General features: G+C 73.9%; 12 protein-coding genes. 8 read left to right on the top strand and 4 right to left on the bottom strand.

Annotation, left to right across the window (positions count from 1 at the left end):
• The 6 genes from ACF068_RS10855 to ACF068_RS10830 form a co-directional block, all read left to right on the top strand.
• Positions 1 to 266, top strand: a 266-nt coding sequence (locus ACF068_RS10855) for an AbfB domain-containing protein (protein ID WP_392273846.1), incomplete at its 5' end; no start/stop codon positions are given.
• 51 nt (positions 267 to 317) lie between these two features.
• A complete protein-coding gene (locus ACF068_RS10850) occupies positions 318 to 989 on the top strand; it encodes an RICIN domain-containing protein (protein ID WP_392273845.1) in 672 nt (223 codons plus the stop codon).
• A gap of 35 nt (positions 990 to 1,024) precedes the next feature.
• Complete coding sequence (locus ACF068_RS10845; protein ID WP_392273844.1) at positions 1,025 to 1,693, top strand: RICIN domain-containing protein; 669 nt, start codon at positions 1,025 to 1,027, stop codon at positions 1,691 to 1,693.
• A gap of 149 nt (positions 1,694 to 1,842) precedes the next feature.
• Positions 1,843 to 2,973: a hypothetical protein gene (locus ACF068_RS10840; protein ID WP_392273843.1), complete on the top strand. Its 1,131-nt coding sequence runs from the start codon at positions 1,843 to 1,845 to the stop codon at positions 2,971 to 2,973.
• 154 nt (positions 2,974 to 3,127) lie between these two features.
• Positions 3,128 to 7,459 (top strand): polymorphic toxin-type HINT domain-containing protein, encoded by a 4,332-nt coding sequence (locus ACF068_RS10835; protein WP_392273842.1) that lies wholly within the window; start codon positions 3,128 to 3,130, stop codon positions 7,457 to 7,459.
• Between the two features lie 5 nt (positions 7,460 to 7,464).
• Positions 7,465 to 7,755, top strand: a complete 291-nt coding sequence (locus tag ACF068_RS10830; protein ID WP_392273841.1) for a barstar family protein — start codon at positions 7,465 to 7,467, stop codon at positions 7,753 to 7,755.
• 82 nt (positions 7,756 to 7,837) lie between these two features.
• Here ACF068_RS10830 and ACF068_RS10825 read toward each other — a convergent pair whose 3' ends face one another.
• Both ACF068_RS10825 and ACF068_RS10820 read right to left on the bottom strand, forming a co-directional pair.
• Positions 7,838 to 8,431, bottom strand: coding sequence for a TIGR03086 family metal-binding protein (locus tag ACF068_RS10825; RefSeq protein WP_392273840.1), 594 nt, complete (start codon positions 8,429 to 8,431; stop codon positions 7,838 to 7,840).
• Between the two features lie 293 nt (positions 8,432 to 8,724).
• A complete protein-coding gene (locus tag ACF068_RS10820) occupies positions 8,725 to 9,078 on the bottom strand; it encodes a tetratricopeptide repeat protein (RefSeq protein WP_392273839.1) in 354 nt (117 codons plus the stop codon).
• Between the two features lie 603 nt (positions 9,079 to 9,681).
• Here ACF068_RS10820 and ACF068_RS10815 point away from each other — a divergent pair.
• Positions 9,682 to 14,547 (top strand): RICIN domain-containing protein, encoded by a 4,866-nt coding sequence (locus tag ACF068_RS10815; RefSeq protein WP_392273838.1) that lies wholly within the window; start codon positions 9,682 to 9,684, stop codon positions 14,545 to 14,547.
• 66 nt (positions 14,548 to 14,613) lie between these two features.
• Positions 14,614 to 15,900 carry a hypothetical protein gene (locus ACF068_RS10810; protein WP_392273837.1) on the top strand — a complete coding sequence of 429 codons (1,287 nt, stop codon included), beginning with the start codon at positions 14,614 to 14,616 and terminating at the stop codon, positions 15,898 to 15,900.
• 8 nt (positions 15,901 to 15,908) lie between these two features.
• On the opposite strand, the gene ACF068_RS10805 is transcribed toward ACF068_RS10810, so the two are convergent.
• Both ACF068_RS10805 and ACF068_RS10800 read right to left on the bottom strand, forming a co-directional pair.
• Positions 15,909 to 16,571, bottom strand: a complete 663-nt coding sequence (locus ACF068_RS10805; protein WP_392273836.1) for a lysophospholipid acyltransferase family protein — start codon at positions 16,569 to 16,571, stop codon at positions 15,909 to 15,911.
• A gap of 185 nt (positions 16,572 to 16,756) precedes the next feature.
• A complete protein-coding gene (locus ACF068_RS10800; protein ID WP_392273835.1) occupies positions 16,757 to 17,740 on the bottom strand; it encodes an aldo/keto reductase in 984 nt (327 codons plus the stop codon).
• Between the last annotated feature and the right edge of the window lie 97 nt (positions 17,741 to 17,837).

The following is a 17,837-nucleotide window of genomic DNA, read 5'->3' as shown; positions in this document are numbered from 1 at the left end:
ACTACCTCACGCACAAGGACCTCAGGGTCAAGATGGCCGCCGGTGACAACAGCGCCCAGTTCCGCAAGGACGCCACCTGGTGCGCCAAGAAGGGCCTGAGCGGCACCGGCACCTCCTTCGAATCGGCCGGCCAGCCCGGACGCTTCCTGCGCGAGTACTACGGCGACCTGTTCGTCGCCAACAAGTCCGCCAAGAACCGCTTCGACGTCGAGAAGGACTTCGCCCAGGACGCCACCTGGAAGATCGTCACCCCCCTCGCGCGCTGACCGTCCCGCCGAGTCCTTTTCCTCAGATCTGAGAAGAACGGAACCCACCTCATGTCCCGGATCATTCGATCCGTCCTGGCCGTCGGCGCCACCGCCGTCGCGCTCGCGGGCAGTGTGCCCGCCGCCGTCGCCGACGAGCCCACCGCCGCCGCCACGTCTCCGGCGGACACCGCGACCAGCGCCGCCGCGGCCGCCCGCGCCGCCGCGGCCGCGGCCGCCGCCAACGCCGCGGCCGCCGCCGCCGCGGCGGCCGCCGTGACGGTCCCCGCGCCCATGACCGTACGGCTCAAGGCTGAGCACAGCGGCCAGTGCCTCACCATCGGCAAGGCCAGCCTGCGCAACGGTGCCGACGCCGTCCAGTCGGCGTGCGTCGCCGACGCCGAGAACCAGCAGTTCGACATGGTGGCCACCGGGGCGGGCACCTTCGAGCTGAAGCCCAAGCACTCCGGAAAGTGCCTCGAGGTGCAGGCCGCGGGGACCAAGACCGGTGCGATCGTCCAGCAGTTCTGGTGCGGTCAGGGCCAGCACCAGCGCTGGGGCCTGGCCATGGTCGACATCACCAAGGAGCTGTACGAGCTGCGGCCCGCCCACACGCCGGCCGACTCCCGCCGCTGCCTGAACATCGCCTCCGCGAGCAAGGACGACGGCGCCGCCGCACAGCTCTGGGCCTGCAACGGCTCGGCCGCCCAGAAGTGGCGCCTCGAGCCGGTCACGGCCGCGTGATCCCCCTGAACCCGCGAAAGGAAACGGAGCCCATCATGTCCCGGATCATCCGGACCGCCCTGGCCGTGGGCGCCACCGTCGCCGTGCTGGCCGGCACCGCGACCGCCGTACAGGCCGACGAGAGCACCGAGGCCGCCGCTGCGGCGGCCGCCGCCCGAGCCGCCGCCGAGAGGGCTCGCCAGGCCGCCGGCGACGACGAAGCGGCACGCGAAGCCGCCCTCACCGCCGCCGCGCGAGCCGCCGAGGCCGTGGCCCGCGCCCGGCAGCCGCAGACCACCGTGCAGGTCGCGGCCGCCCACAGCGGCAAGTGCCTGGACGTCGAGGGCGCCAAGACCACCGACGGCATCGACGTCCAGCAGTGGACCTGCAACGGCGCGAACGGCCAGAAGTGGAACGCCGTCGCCATGACGGGCGGCAGCTTCGAGCTGCGCTCCGTCCTCAGCGGCAAGTGCCTGGAGGTGCAGGGCAAGAGCGACAAGCCCGGTGCCGTCGTCCAGCAGTTCGCGTGCGGACAGGGCGAGCACCAGCGCTGGCGGATCCTGCTCGTCGACCCCGTGCGCAAGCTGTACGAGCTCCAGCCGATGCACGCCGACGGCATGTGCGTGGACGTACCGAGCGCCAAGAAGGACAACGGCGTCAACACCCAGCTCTACACCTGCAACCGGAGCGACGCCCAGTTGTGGCAGGTCCAGCAGGCCAAGTGAGCCTGCCGTGAGGGGCGCGCGGGGCGTGCCCCGTCGAGCGTCGCGGAGGGGCAGGGCCGGCCGTACGGCCCTGCCCCTCCGCGGCTGCGGACACAAGTGATGTTCTTCCAAGGGGGTTTGAGTTGAGTCGTCAGTGGTGGGGTGCGCGTGTGGTGACGGCCGGCCTGCTGGCCGGCGGGATCGTGGCCGGGGCCGTGGCGCCGGCGTGGGCGGAGGCACCCGTGGTGGGTGCCGCACCGCCCTCGGCGGGGGCGCCCACGTCCGCCGGTCCGTCGGACGGCCGTGCGGAGCGGACGCTGCCGCCGGAGCGGACGCTGTCGCCGGAACTGGCCACGGCCGTCGAAGAGGCCCGCAGGCGGGTGACGTCGATGGCGAAGGCGCACCCGGCCGCCGAGGTGCGGACGTCGGCGTGGAACGCGCTGCGGAGCACCCGCGGGGACGAGGCGCTCCTGGAGTGGCTCGCGCCCGGCGGCGGCTTCGACTACGCGAAGCAGCGGGCGCGGGACACCCGTGCCCGGAACAAGGCGTTCTGCGAGCGGGTGGTCGCCACGCACACGGTGGGGTTCTCCCCCGAGGTGCGGGCCGCCGCCCAGCGGGCGCTGAAGGGGAGCGTCGCCGAGCAGGCGGCGTTCGTGCGGACCGGGTACGCAGAGGCCCAGCGGCGCGACCGGGCGGCGCGCGAGGCCGGGGAGCAGCAGCGGCTGGAGGTCGCGGCCAAGGACCGCGACTTCGTGGGCGGCCTCGCTGAGCGCGATCCCGGCGAGCAGGTGCGGGTCGCGGCGCAGTGGGCGCTGCGGCCGGGTTCCTCGGACGCGGACGTGGCGGAGTTCTTCGGCTACGGCTGGGCGACCGGCGCGGCGCTGGACCTGGAGGCGTACCGGACCCGGGTGGCCGACGCGGAGGCGGCGCGCCATCACACGCTGACCCTGCTGATCAGGGAGGCCACGGCGGCCGAGGCGGCGGTCAAGGACGCCGCCGACGCGGCGGCGGCCCGCGCCGAGGCCGAGCGGGCCTGGAAGGCCGTGTCCGAGCACGCCGGCGCGGCGCAGCGGGCCTGGCAGGCCGAGCAGGCGGCCGCGGCCGCCCAGGCGGAGAACTGGCGGGCCATCGCCACGCTGTCCCGCGAGTCGGCCGAGCAGCTCTGGAAGGTGATGTCCGGCACCGCCGAGAGCAACCAGGACGCCTGGGCCGGCGAGCAGGCCGGCGCCGAGAGCGCCGCGGCCTTCTGGAAGGCGATGTTCGACCGCGCCCAGGACGGCGAGAGCCGCACCCGGGGCTGACCCGGACGGTTCGGCCGGCCCGTGACCGGGCCGGCCGAACCGCATCCGGCCACCCCGCCCGTTGACCGGGGCGGGGGTTTCTTTTTCCACTTTTTCAGGGGGGTTTCCCGTGAGGGGAAGGTTCCGGCCGAGGGCCGGAGGGTCACGCGTACGCGTGGCCGCGCACGTACGGAAGGCCGTGTCCGCGGCGATCGCCGTGGCGGTGCTGGGCACCGTCACCGGCGAGGCCGCGGCAGCGACCTCCGTACGCGAGGAGAACGCGTCGCTGACGCGGACGCTGGAGTCGATGGACCGGCTCGCTGCGGCACTGGCACCGAAGCCCGGTGGCACGGCGCCCGCCGCCACGTCCGAGCTGGACCGGATCAGTGACGAGCGGGACCGTCAACTGGTCGAGGACTTCGCGGAGTTCGACGAGGAGGAGGAGGTCCGCGAGGCCGCCAAGGCGGCGCTGGCCAGCACCGACCCGAACGCCATCCGCGAGTTCCTGGAGCACGGGGAGGCCGAGGCGCGCAAGCGCGCCAAGGACAAGCGGGCCGACGTCGACGGGACGAACCGTCGCCGGATCGAGGCGCTGCGGGGCACCGGCGGCCCGTTCTTCAACGCCGAGGTCGAGCGCGTCCTGAAGGGCACGGCGCGGGACCGCGCCGACTTCCTCGCCTTCGGCGCGGACATCGCCAAGCAGCGGGACGAGGCGGAGAAGCAGAACGCGGCCAAGCGCGCGGAGGAGAACCGCAAGCGCGTCGAGATGCTGGCGTCGGTGGGCGGCCCCGCGGTGAAGCGGGCCGCGCTGGCGGCGCTGGAGTCCAAGGACGACAAGGTCATCGCCGAGTTCCTGGAGAAGGGCTACCAGGCGGCGGCGCAGCAGGACGCCGATGACCGGGCCGCGCACGAGAAGGCGCAGAAGGAGGCCCAGGAGGCCGCCGAGAAGCTGCGTGAGCTGGCCCGGAAGGCGGCCGTGGCCGCCGAGGCCCGCACCAAGCTGATCGCGGCCCACGGTGACGCGGTCAAGGCCCTGAAGACCGCCTCCAACGCCATGTCGTCGGCGGCCTCGGCCGCGCGCGAGGCGGACCGGCTGCTGGCGGCCGACCGGGCCGGCAAGCGCCTGTCGAACTACGACCCCGTCAAGACCGAGGTCGCCCGTCAGGTCGGGTACGCCGAGGACGCGGCCAAGGCGGCCCAGGTCGCCGCGGCCCAGGCCAAGGTGCAGGCCGACGTCCTGGTGGAGACCGGCCTGGAGCACGGCGTCCAGTGGTCCGAGGTGGCCACGGGCATCGCCGGCGCGGCGGACGCCGCCGCGAAGGCCGCCGCCACCGCGAAGCACGCGGTGGACGCCACCGCCGCCGACGCGGCGGGGCTGAACGCCAAGAACCAGGCCGAGCTGCACGCGCAGCAGGCCGCCAAGTGGCGGGCGAACGCCGAGGAGCACGCCAAGGCCGCGGCCCGGCTGGCCGAGGCCGCCGACAAGCAGGCGAAGATCGCCGCGACCGCCGCCGCCCGCGCCAAGGACGCCCGGCTGGCGGCCGAGCAGGCCGAGAAGGAGGCCTGGGAGCACGCCCGCAAGACCCGCGAGGCGCGCATCGAGGCCGAGCGCCAGGCCAGGATCGCCGCCGAGCAGCGCGTGATCGCCGAGCGTGAGCGGGATCTGGCGGCTGCCGCCCGGGCCCGCGCGGAGCGGGAGCGGGACATCGCCGCGGCGGCACGCGCGCGTGCCGAGGCCGAGGCCCGTACGGCCGCCGCCGCCCGGGCGCAGGCGCAGGCCGCCGCCGCGACGGCGGCGTCGGCGCGGGCGGACGCCGCCCGTCAGGACGGTATCGCCGCGGAGGCGGACCGCAAGGCGCAGGCGGAGGAGACCAACGCCCGAAACGCCCGCAACGCCGCGTTCAAGGCGGAGCAGAACCACCAGGCGAAGGAGGCCCGCGCCAAGGCCACCGAGGCGATCGCCGCTTCCGGCCGTGGCACGGTGGACGCCGGTGTGGCCAGGGCGGCCGCCGACGCGGCCCGCGCCGACGCCGACACCGCGGGCGCCGCGGCCGGTCAGGCCCGCAGCGCCGCCGACACCGCCGGCGGTGCGGCCGTACGGGCGCGTTCGGCCGCCACGGAGGCCGCGGGCGCGGCCGCCCGGGCCCGGGCCGCCGCCGCCGAGGCCACCGCGCACGCCGCACGCGCCAACGCCGCGGCGAACAAGGCCGAGGCCGCCGCAGCCGCCGCGAACGCCGCCGCCAACAAGGCGGAGGCCGAGGCGGCCCTGACCCACGCGGCCGCTCAGCGCGCCAACCAGAAGGCCGCCGAGGCCACGGCCCAGGAGGCCCGCGCCGGTATCGCCGCGCACGAGTCCGCCCGGCTCGCGGGGCTGGCCGCCATGGAGGCGAACAACTCCCTCCAGGCCGCGAACCGCACCAAGGAGGAGGCGCAGGGCGCCGTCCGCGAGGCGGCCATGGCACGCGTCCAGGCGACCGTCGCCGTCACCGCGTCGGCCGCGGCCCGCAGCACGGCCGCCGGTATCGCCGAGCCGGCCAACACGGCCATCACGATGACCGCGCCGTTCGCCGGCAAGGACGTCGACGCCGACTTCGCCGCGGCGGTCGCCGCGGCGGCGGAGGAGATGGGCGCGGAGCAGGTCGCCTCCGCCGAGGCCAAGGCCGCGGAGGCCGTCAAGGCCGCCGAGGCCGCCGAGGCCGCGGCCAAGCGGGCCAACGCCCAGGTCGCCCCGGCGTTCAAGGCCGCCGCCGACGCGGCGCGTTCGTCCGCGAACGCCGCGCGCTCCGCCGCGGCCGCCATGAAGTCGGCCGCGCAGGCGGCCGAGGAGGGCGCCAAGGCCCGGGCGGCCGCCGCCCGAGCCAACCAGGCGGACGCCCAGGCCCAGGCCGACGCGAAGCTCGCCCGCTCGGCCGCCACCCAGGCCTACGCGGACGCCACGGCCGCCCGTAACGCCGCCAACCAGGCCGAGGCGGAGGCGGCCCGAGCCCGGGGCGCCGCGGCGGAGGCCGACAACCACGCGGTGGCCGCCAACAGCGCGGCCAGCATGGCCGAGCACGAGGCCAGCGTCGCCCAGGGCGCCGCCGCCCAGGCGGAGAAGGACGCCGCCGACGCGAACAAGTTCGCCGAGTCCGCCGAGGGCCACGCCAAATCGGCCGAAGCGGCGGCGAAGAACGCCAACACCTACGCCCGCGAGGCCGACGAGGCCGCGAAGAAGGCCGAGGAGTACCAGCGCGAACAGGACCGCAAGGCCCGCGAGGCGGCGGCGAAGGCGGCCGAGCAGAAGGGCAGCACCTCGAAGCTGACGCCTTGGGAACTCGAGGCGCTCAAGGCCGCCGGGATCTCCCCGGAGGACTACGAGAAGGCCCGTGCCCTCGCGGACAAGGACATTCTCGACTTCCTCATCGAGAACGGCGGGCAGATCATCGTCGACCTGCTGTTCGAGGACATCAAGAAGTGCTTCAGCGAGGGCAACTTCGAGAGCTGCTTCTGGGCCGTGGTCGGTGCCCTTCCCTGGGGCAAGGCCCTGAAGGTCATCAAGGAGACCCCGGCGATCACCAAGGCCCTCGTCAAGATCGTGGGCGGGCTCGACGACTTCCTCGAGAACTCGGCCGCGGCGAAGAAGATGATCTCCAAGAGCCAGGAGCTGATCGACAAGCTGCGCAAGAACCCCCCGTGCCCGGACCCCGGCAACAGCTTCACGCCGACGACCCGGGTGCTGATGGCCGACGGCACGTACAAGCGGATCAAGGACGTACGCGCCGGGGACCGGGTCCTGGCGACCGACCCCGCCTCGGGTGAGACCGGTGGGCGCGTCGTCACGCGTCTGATCACCGGCGAGGGGCGTAAGTCCCTCCGCGAGCTCACGGTCGACACCGACGGTGCGGCCGGGAACGCCACCGGCACCCTCACGGCCACGGACGGGCACCCCTTCTGGGTGGCCGACCGCCACGCGTGGGTGGACGCCGACGACCTCGAGGCCGGTGACCTGCTGCGCACGCCCGACGGCACGACGAGGGAACTCGTCTCCGTCCGTGCCTGGAGCGGGACGCAGCGGGTGCACAACCTGACGGTCGACGACCTGCACACGTACTACGTGCTGGCGGGGACCGCTCCTGTCCTGGCGCACAACTCCACCTGCAAGCTCTACGGCGCCGCGCTCAAGACCGCCGAGATGGCGAACGAGCTGATCGAGAGCCTGAAGAAGACCGGCAAGCTGCCCAGCCACTACGTGACGAAGGACCAGGCCAGGGCGGCCGGCTGGGAAGAGGGCAAGGCCCTGGGCAACCACCTGAAGGACGGCCAGATCGGCGGCGACATCTTCGAGAACAAGGACGGGCTGCTGCCCGACTACCCGGGCAGGACGTGGTACGAAGCCGACATCGGACTCACCAATACGATGAAGCGGTCCAAGCAGCCGGGTACCCGGCTGGTGTTCTCGGACGACGGACTGGCCTACGTGACGTTCGACCACTACAAGAGCTTCGTCCTGCTCCCCAACTGGAAGTGAGGGTCATGAGGGTCGTCATCGAGGGTGCGGCCGTCCGCACCGTGTCCGACGTCCACGGGTTGCTGTCCCGGGCTCTGGATTTCGGTCCCTATTACGGGGGGAACCTGAGCGCCTTGTGGGACCGGCTGACGACGGACGTCGAACGGCCGGTGGAACTCGTCTGGAAGGACGCGGACCGCAGCCGGGCCGCGCTGGGCGCGGAGGCGTTCGACCGGATCCGTGACCTTCTGCTCGAAGTGCAGGAGCGGGACCGGCCACGCGAGGAGTCCAAGCGCTTCTCGGTGACGTTCGAGTAGCACCCCGCGGTACGTCCGCGACGGAAAGCCCCGCCGGAGACTCCGGCGGGGCTTTCCGCGTTCACCGCCGGCATGCGGCGGCTCAGCGGGCCGGCGGGGTCCAGTGGGGGTCGCGGCCCAGGAAGGCGAGGAGCGCCTCGGACGGGTCGTGCGCGGCCGGTACGGGGAGGGCCGGGGCGAAGACGTGGTAGGCGTCGCGGAGGTGGTCGACGAGCTGGCGGGCGGCCGGCCGGATGCCCTCGGCGAGTTCGGCGTCCAGGGCCCGCCCGTGGCCGACGGCGACCGCGATGTCCCAGGCGTGCACGGCCGCGTCCATCGCGGCCGCCGACAGCGCGAGGGGCAGCGGCAGCGGCCCGAGCGGGGTGGGCACCTGCTCGGTGCCGTCGGGCAGTCGGGTGTAGGCGTCGGCCACCGCGCGCAGGGTCTTGTCCAGTTCGCCCAGCGGGTCCCCGTCGAGGGCGTCGGCCGGCTGGAAGGGGTCCTGGTCCGGGCTGCCGCCGGTGAGGACGAGCCCGTACGCCTCCTGGTCGATGCGCGCGTGGTTGAGCACCTGCCGCACGGTCCACCGGCTGCACGGCGTCGGCGCGCCCCACGCCCGCTGCGGGACCGCCGCGACCGCCTCTCGCAGGTAGTCGTGCGCGCCCGTGAGGATCCCGATGTTCCGGATGTCGGTCATGTCCGCTCCCTTTGCCCGTCTCGCGGCTGATAAGAGGACTCTAGGGTTCCTTGCGGACAGGTTGTGTCCTCAATGGTGGGCCGCACCGCAGACGAGCTGCGGAGATGCCCCTCACCACCCTCACCGGCCGCCCCCTGGGCACGGCCCGGGGGCGGCTGGGCGTCCTGCCGTGTCAACGGCTCGTCAGGGAGTCCGTCACGGGCGCCCGGTGTGGCGAGCCAGGACGCGTGTCGAAAGTGGTGTCGTCCGCCCGGAGGACGGGGCAGGCCGGACGGGACTTTCGGAACACGCCCCTACGGCCGGGGCTCGTCGAAGTCGCCCGCGAGCGCCGAGGCGAGGCGGAGGTGGGGCGCGGCGTCCGCGTGGCGCCCCTGCCGTTCGAGCGTGCGGCCGAGCAGGAGCCGGGCGTAATGCTCCACCGGGTCGCGCTCGACCAGTGCGCGCAGCTCGGTCTCCGCGCGGCGCAGCTGGGCGGAGTGGTAGTAGGCGCGCGCCAGCAGCAGCCGGGGGCCCGTCTGCTCCGGGACCTCGTCCGCCAGTCCGCGCAGGACGTGTGCGGCGGTGGCGTATTCCTTGGCCTCGAAGAACATCAGCGCCCGCTCCCAGCGGTCGGCCGGTGTTCCGTGGTCGTAGTACGTCGTGTCCACGTGCGACCTCCTTCGAGGCCGTCAACCCACCACAGTCGTTGAATATTCCACTACACGGGGGGATCGCCGCTCACCGTGGCGACAGGGCCTGGGCACCCCGATGCGGGGCGGTGTCCACCGCCCCCGGGAGACGGAGCGGCCGTCACGCCGGCCGCCGGGGTGGTGCGGAAGCGCACGACGCCGTCGCGGCACGGCAGACGGGAGCCCGGCGGCAGACCCTCACCCATTTGTGATCTGCGTCACTCCACGTTCCTCCTGTGTCAGGCCTGTGCCTAAGGTGGGCGCCGCGTTCGGCCGATCTTGACCAGTCGGCGGCGGACGCTTGTCATTTCGGCGGCCGGGGGAACACCGTCGCCGGTACGGGGAGGGGTTCGCCGTCATGCCTTCATACGCGCTGCCCGCGCACTCCGGGCGGGCCCGCGCCGTGCCCGCGCGGGCCTGACGCCACTCCGGTCCACACCGTTCCGCTCCTCCGACGGCCCTCCGGCCCGCCTCTTCCCCGAACGGAGAAAGGGACCCGCTTTGCGTCCCAGATCAGGGTCGTCCAGACCCGGCACCAGAGGATCCCGCTTCCTTACCCCGGCCGTCACCGCCGTCGTGGCCATGGCCGTCGTCGGCGGCCCCGCCGCGCAGCCCGGTCTCCTCGACCGGGCCGAACCGGCCGGCAACTCCTACGACTGGTACGAGGACACCGCCGCCGAACAACTGCGGCAGGACCAGTGCCTGATGGCCGACGTCCTGCGTCTGGGCGGCCCGGCCATGGCCGCCACCGCCCAGGACGGACTCAACCAGCCTGCCGACAAGCTGCACGTGCTGGCGGACCGCAAGCACTGGCAGGAAACGCCGCTCTCCCAGGCGTACGCGAAGGACAAGGCCGCCGCCGACAAGGAACTGGAGGGCATCTTCGCCCTCCGGGAGGGCTGGAAGAAGCCCCTCGCCGGGCTGACGACTCCGGCCGGCGTCAACGACGCGACCTTCCACTGGCCCCCCGGCATCCGCGAGGGGCAGGACTTCCACAGCCAGACCGGACTCACCTCGTGGATCGCGGACCGGTTCTGGAAGAACGAGAGCGACTTCTACGAGGACCCCACCCCGAGGGCCGACCAGAAGACCCGCAAGGCCGTCATCGATGTGGGCACCCCTCTCTACGGCAAGGACCCCGACTCCACGACGAGCACCGACTGGTACCGCGACGTCGCCGAGCACGAGGGCTTCACGTGGCTGAAGGACGCCGCCTTCGAGCCCACCGGCGCCGACAACGCGCGGCTGTTCCTCTCCGCCGGCGGCTTCCCCCGCACCGCCCCCGCGCCGGGCACCGCGGAGTTCCGGGTCGCGGTCGAGGACATGAAGACCCGGTACTCGACCTGTGCCTGGCGTGACGCGCTCGACCCGAACAGCGTCCTCGGCGAGATCTCCGCGACGGCGGCCACCGAGTGGCAGCAGGAGATCGCGTCCCAGGCCACCCAGCGCGACCAGGTGGTGAACGCCGGCAAGGACGCCACCAAGGCACTGGCCACCGGTGCCGAGTCCCTGGGCCAGATGCTGGGCCACTCATGGGTCGCCGACCACCTCACCCGCTGGCAGGACTACTGGTCGGCGGGCGGCGTCGGCTGGATCGGCGACGCCCCGGCCACGATCGAACTCCAGGCGGCGAAGGGCAAGTGCCTGGACGTCCAGGGCGGCGGAACGGCCGACGGCACCCCGGTCCAGGTCTACACCTGCAACGGCGGCGCCGCGCAAGGGTGGACGCTGGAGGGTGACGACCACGGTCTGCACCTGCGCAACACCAAGTCCTTCAAGTGCCTGGACGTGGCCGGAAACGGCAAGGCGGACGGCACGAAGATCCAGATCGCCACGTGCAACAGCTCGCCGGCACAGACCTGGGCGTACACCCCGCGTGCCACCACGGCGCTGAAGCACGCCGGCTCGGGCAAGTGCCTGAACTTCCCCTCGTACGACCCCGGCAAGGACGCGCTGCTGGCCACCTGCAACGCCACCGGCCCGCAGAAGCTCACCATCAAGCCGTCCGGTCACAAGGGCGAGGTCCAGCCCAAGGCCCACTTCGACCAGGCGGCGAAGGGCATCGCGGACGCCCAGGCGGGCGCCAAGAAGCAGCTCGCCCTCCTCAAGCAGCAGGCCACCGCCGCCAAGGCCGCCGCCGCAGCCTCCGACGCCGCCGTTCAGGCCGCGTACGCCATCGCCGACAAGAACGGCGCGCCGCGCGGCCGCGGCCTCCTGGTGGGGTTGCAGAAGGCGCAGGTCACCAAGGGCGTCGCCGCCGCGCTCGACGCGATGGTGAAGGCCGGCGAGACCGCCGAGGCCGCCACCCGGGCCGCCGCCGGGGACAGCCAGACCATCACCCAGCGCGCGCTTGCCCAGGCCGCTCAGTCGAAGGCGGAGTTCCGCAAGGAGGCCGCGCACACGGCCGAGTTGCAGGCCAAGGCCGCCGCGGACGCGGCCAAGGTGCACCGCGACAACGCGAAGAAGGACAAGGAGACCGCCCAGGCGAAGCTGGCCGAGGCGCTGAAGGCCGAGAGCAGCGCCAAGGCCGCCGCCGCGGAGGCGCACGCCAAGCGGCTCGCCGCCGAGGCCGAGGAGGCCACGGCGAAGGCGGAGAAGGAGACCGCGGCGGCCAAGCAGGCCGAGGCCGACCAGCACAGGCGGAACGCCGAGGCACAGGCCGTCAAGGCCGAGGACGCCAAGAAGGCGGCCGAGTCCTCCGAGGCCACCGCGGTCCAGAAGAAGAACGCCGCCGTCAAGGCCCGTGACAACGCCAAGGCCAAGCGCGACGACGCGTGGGAGGCCGAGCAGCGCGCCGACGCCGCCGCCGCCAAGGCCGCCGCCAAGGAGGCGTACGCCCAGGCCCACGAGTCCGACGGCAACGCCCAGGAGTCCAGGGCCGCGGCCGACGCCGCCGCGGCGCACGCCGACGACGCCGAGGCGGCGGCACGCGCCGCACGCGGGGAGGCCGACCTGGCGACCCGCGCGGCCGCGGACGCGGACGCCGCGGCGACCCGCGCCGAGGCGGCCGCCGGGCGGGCCCGCGCGAACGCCGACGACGCCCAGGCGGCGAAGCTGAAGGCGGACGCGGCGGTACGGACCGCGACCAGCGCCGCGGCCGACGCCATCGCGGCGAGCGACCACGCCGCCGCCGAGGCGAAGACGGCCGTCGCCCTGGCCGACGAGGCCGGGCGCCAGGCGAAGACCGCCAGGACCCAGGCCGACGCGGCGTTCAAGGAGGCCGCCAACGCCCGGGCCGCGGCGGCCAAGGCCGCCGGCTTCGCCCACGTCACCGCCCAGGCGGCCGTGGACGCCGGCACCGCGGCCGCACAGGTCGCCAAGCCCGCGAACGACGCGATCCAGCTCGGCTCGCCGTACGTCACCACCGACGCCACGGCGGGGCTGGTGGTCCTGACGGGTCAGGCGTCGAAGACGATCGCCGAACAGCAGAAGGCCGTCGCCGACGCCCACGCCAAGAACGCGAAGGACGAGGCGGCCGCCGCCAAGGCCCTCGCGGACGCGGCCACCGGGGACGCCAAGCAGGCATACGTGCACGCCGCCAACGCCGCCGCCCACGCGGCGGACGCCCGTGGCTACGCCAAGGAGGCCCTGGGCCACGCCGCCGACGCCGCGGCCGCCGCCTCGGCGGCCACCGCCTCCCTGGCCCGGACCGTCGAGTACGACAGGAAGGCCGCGGAGGACGCGGCCGCCGCCGACAAGGCCGCCGGACGCGCCGAGGGGTACGCCAAGGACGCCCGCGCCTCGGCCGACCAGGCCGCCCTCGACGCCGAGGGAGCCCGCCAGGCGGCGACCCGGGCCGAACAGGCCGCCAAGGAGGCACGCGCCGCCGCCACCCGCGCCGACGCCGCCGCCACCGAGGCCGAGCAGGCCGCCAAGGACGCCCTCAAGTACGCCGAGGAGGCCCAGGAAGCGGCCGACAGGGCCGAGGCCAAGAGCAAGAACGACCGGATCACCAGCGGTGCGACGACCGGAGAGGGCAACGTCTTCTACGTCGTCGACCGCATGGAGCCGACCGGCGAGCCGGAGATCAAGCAGAAGAAGAACTGCGACGCGATCATCCACACCGGTGACTGCGTGATCACGGCCGTCCTCCACTTCACCGCCTACATCGACCTCTACCTGTGCACGGCCGAGGACCTGCCGGCCACGCAGTACGGCTGCCCGTCCTCGTCCACGGTCTACCTCGGCCCCGCCGTGCTGAAGGACCAGAAACAGGAGGTCACGCACACCCTGACGATGGCCGAGTTCAACTCGGGCATCAACCCGACGGAGATCATTTTCGGTGACTTCATCGAGTGCGCCAAGAAGATCGCCCCGGGTGGCGAGTCGGGAAGCTGGGCCGGGTGCGCCTGGGCCGCGACCTGGTTCATCCCCGGCAAGGCGTTCAAGGCGATAGGGGACGCGCTCCACGCGGTCAACGCCTCGCTGCACACCGGCGTCGGCGTCCGCGAGGCGTTCAAGACCCTGAAGTCCCTGGAGGGCATGGACCCCGCCACGGTCGCCCGCCTCGAGCACACGGTCGACGTCTACGAGGACGTGTTCGTCGCCTGCGAACGGAACAGCTTCCCCGGCGGCACACGGGTCCTCATGGCGGACGGTTCGCACCGCCCGATCCGCGACGTGCGCGTCGGCGACCGGGTGCTGGCGACCGACCCGGCGACCGGTCGTCTGCGCGCCCAGGACGTGACGGACACCTTCCGGCACGACACCGAGCGCCTGGTGGACGTCGACACTGCCGGCGGACGGCTCACGACCACCGCCGGGCACCGCCTCCTCGTCCTGGGCCGCGGCTGGACCACGGCCGCCGGCCTGCGCGTCGGTGACCGGCTGCGCACCCCGGAGGGCCTGGAGCAGACCGTGACCGCGCTGCGCGACCGGTCCGGCCTGGCGCCGCGCGCCGTGTTCGACCTCACGGTCGACGGTCCGCACACGTTCTACGTCCGCCCCGAGGGCGAGCGGGCGCGTGGCGTGCTGGTCCACAACTGCACCGACATCGTCCGGGACGAGGGCCTCCTCGAAGCGCACACGCTGTCGCAGCACGTCAACAAGTCCGCCGCCGAGATGTGGGAGAAGGCCCAGACCGCCGGCGTCGCCGGACGGTGGACCAACGAGGCCACGGCCGCCAGTGCCGTCAAGCAGGCCGTCGAGGAGTGGGTCAAGAACGGTGACAACGCCCAGCGGCTCGCGGACTGGATGACGAAGGAGGCGCAGCGGATCGGCAAGAAGAGGCCGTACGTCGCGAAGGACCACAACCTGTCGTTCGACTGGCAGCTCAAGGGCCAGGGATCGCTCGGGCAGGTGTGGTTCAAGAACGGTGACCGCGCCGGGGAGGCGGCGAGCAACAGTGTCCGGGTCGTGCTGAGGTACGCGCCGAAGGTGAAGGGCCAGGGCCAGCACACCGGCAAGTACGTCGTCTACACGTCCTTCCCGCTGCCGAACAAGCCGTAACACGGTGATCATGGGAACGGGCGCCCCCCGCACCGGGGGGCGCCCGTTCCGCACAGGAGGTTGATCATGGCTCATCCGCGCGAGGTCCATTACTACGACCACGCGGAGGACTTCGGGCTGAGCGGCCTCGCCGGCGCGCTGTGCGCCCGTGCCGCCCTGCGCCTCGACGGGCCGGTGGTGCTCGCCCTCGCCGGGGCACGGAGCGAGGACGAGGACGACCAGCTCGGCCGGGACGTACGGCTGCTGCTGGACTCGCACCTGCCGGACGAGGTGCTCGGTGCCGTGTGGCTCGCGGCCGTACGGCGCTGCTTCGACCCGGCCGACGAGGGCACCGCCCCTCGGGAATGGCTGCGCCGTGTCGCGGAGGTGTGCCCACCGCGCCCGCCGGAGCGCGGCCCGCACGAGGTGAAGGCTCTGGACGAGGTGCGGCCCACGGTGCCGGAGGAGGAGTTGCGCACGACCGTCGCGGCGGAGGTCGAGGCGGCCGCGGCCGCGCTCGGACGCGGCGTGGCCGTACCGGGGATCGTCCCCGCGCTGCTGCGGGTCGTGCGCGAGGCCGACGCCGATCTGGGGTTCCGGCTCTTCCTCCGGGCGGCCAAGGCGTACTCCGTACCGGTCGCCGAGGAGCAGTACGGGCGGCTGGTGGCGATCGGCGAGCTGCTGGCCTACCCGGGGGTCGCCGTTCACGAGGAACTGCGCGTGCGGTGGCCCCCGCTCGACCCCGGCCGGCGCGACTTCGCGGCCGGCCGGTTCGGCCTGCCGTTCCTCGCGGCCGTGCTCCACGGGTCGGACTGGCGGTACGAGGGCACGGTGCGGGAGAACGTCGAGCGCCTCGTCCGCGCCGACGCCGGGGAGACCCCGGGCACGCAGGCGGCGGTGCTGCTGGAGGACGTGCGGCGGCTGCTGGCCTCCGGGCTGTCCGGCGAGGCCGTCACCGCCCTGTGGCGCGCCGCCGCCGCGCGATCGGCCTACACCGGCGGGGACGAGTTCGACTCCGGCGGCCGGGCGTGGCTGGAGCGGGTCGCCGAAGTGTGCCGGGAGTACCTGTCGGAGGTGGACCCCGTCTACCGGCCCTCCCTGTCCCCCGCCCGGTCCGCCCTGACGGACGATGTGCTGTCGGAGGTGCGGGAGGCCGCGACCGACGCCGCCGAGGTGCGGGACGTGGCGGGGGTGCTGGAGGAGGTGGTCACCGGTGTGGACCCGGATCTGGGCTTCCGTTTCCTGCTCCAGATCCTCTCCACGTACGACCTCCACATCCCCGGCGCCCGGCGGGACCGCTACCGGGCCCTCGCCGAGCGGCTCGGCTACGACGCGGACCACCTCGACGACCGGCTCCCCCGCCCGGCCGGCTGACCGGTCGATCAGCGGGCGGCCGGGGCCGGTGTTTCGCCCAGGTGCTCCACCGCGGTGCGCCAGGCGGCGGTGACGGCCCGGTGGGCGGCCGCCGTCGCGTCGGGCACGTCGCCGGAGGGGCGGAAGGCGGCGCCGACGTGGACGTGCAGCCGGGGGCGCCGGGCGGGTGCCGTGAGGATGCCGGCCAGTTGCTTGCCCCGGCCGCCCGAGGCGACCCGGCGGGCACCCGCCTGGCCGACCGGGACGATCGGGGCGCCGGAGGCGGCGGCCAGACGGGCGGGCCCGCTGCGGAAGGCCTCGGGGGGCGCCTCCGCCGGGTCCACGCGGTGCGGGAGCCGCCCCTCGCCGTAGACGAGTACGTGACGGCCGGCCGCGAGGGCGGCGGCGGCGCCGTCCAGGGCGTCGGCCGCCCGGGCCGTACGGCGGTGGACGGGCACGTGCCCCCCGCGCTCCAGGAGCCGCCGCAGCACGGGGACCCGCCACAGCCCCGCGGTGGCGAGGACGACCGGTTCGACGCCCATCCGGTGGAGCGCCGCCAGCACGACGGCCGGGTCCGCCAGGGAGGTGTGGTTGGCGACGAAGACGGCCGGACCCGGGACGGCTCCCGGGTCGCCGGAGGTCGTCAGACGGCCGAAACGGGGGACGACGGCGGCGGCGATGCGGCTGAGCACGGGACTCCTGTCGGTACGGGCGTACGAGGCGGCCGGGCCCGGGGCCCGGCCGATCGCCGACGCCGGTGGGCGACCGGCGGTCGGTGATCGTCATCATCGCGCCGGCGGCGGGCCGGGACCTGAGCGCTCGTACTCATTCGTTCCGGGGGCCCACCACCCGGCGGTGTGCCTCCGCCCGATGGGCGTCAGCCGTTCAGCGACGACATCAGCTCGGGCGCGTACCGGTCACCGGCGGCGATGCCCCGGGGGGCGACGGCCTCGATGGCGGCGATGTCGGCGGCGGTGATCGTCACGGCCGTGGCGGCCGCGTTCTCCTCCAGGAGCCGGCGGCGCTTGGTGCCGGGGATCGGCAGCGCGCCCTGGTGCAGCACCCAGGCCAGGGCGAGCTGCGACGGGGTGACGGACTTCTCCTCGGCGATGCGGCGCACCTGTTCCACCACGGCCAGGTTGCGGGCGAAGTTCTCGCCCTGGAAGCGCGGGTCGGTACGGCGGAAGTCGTCCTCGGCGAAGTCGTCGGGCGTGGTGATGGCGCCCGAGAGGAAGCCCCGGCCCAGCGGTGAGTACGCGACGAGGCCGATGCCGAGCTCGTCGAGGGTGGCGCGCACGCCGTCGCCCTCGAGCCCCCGCTCGAACAGGGAGTACTCGGTCTGCACGGCGGTGAGCGGGTGCACGGCGTGGGCCCGCCGGATCGTCGTCGCGGCGGCCTCGCTGATGCCGAGGTAACGGACCTTGCCCGCGGTGACGAGCTCCGCCATCGCGCCGATGCTCTCCTCGATGGGTACGTTCGGATCGACGCGGTGCAGGTAGTAGAGGTCGATGTGGTCGGTGCCGAGGTGGCGCAGCGAGCGCTCCGCGGACCGGCGGATGTACTCCGGGGTGCCGTTGTGGCCGAGCATGTCGCCGCCGTCGGTGAACTCGATGCCGGTCTTGGTGGCGATGACCGCCTTCTCCCGGCGGCCGGCCAGCGCCTTGCCGACGAGCCGCTCGTTGAGGAAGGGGCCGTAGCTCTCGGCGGTGTCCAGCATGGTGATGCCGAGCTCCAGGGCCCGGTCGATGGTGGCGAGGGCCTCGGTCTCGTCGGTGGCGCCGTAGTAGGCGCTCATGCCCATGCAGCCGAGCCCTTCGGCTCCGACCTTCAGACCCTGGGTGCCCAGTGCGCGCTCCTGCATGACGGTCGCTCCGTTCTTAAGTAACTAACTGGATAGTTCGAGCATGGACGACGCCGCCCGGCTTGTCAATAACCAGATAGTTACTTGCTAGGGTGAG

Source organism: Streptomyces sp. NPDC016309 (assembly GCF_043077235.1).
GTDB lineage: Bacteria > Actinomycetota > Actinomycetes > Streptomycetales > Streptomycetaceae > Streptomyces.
Note: the sequence above shows the minus strand (reverse complement) of the source record. Positions and strands in the feature narration are given on the sequence as shown.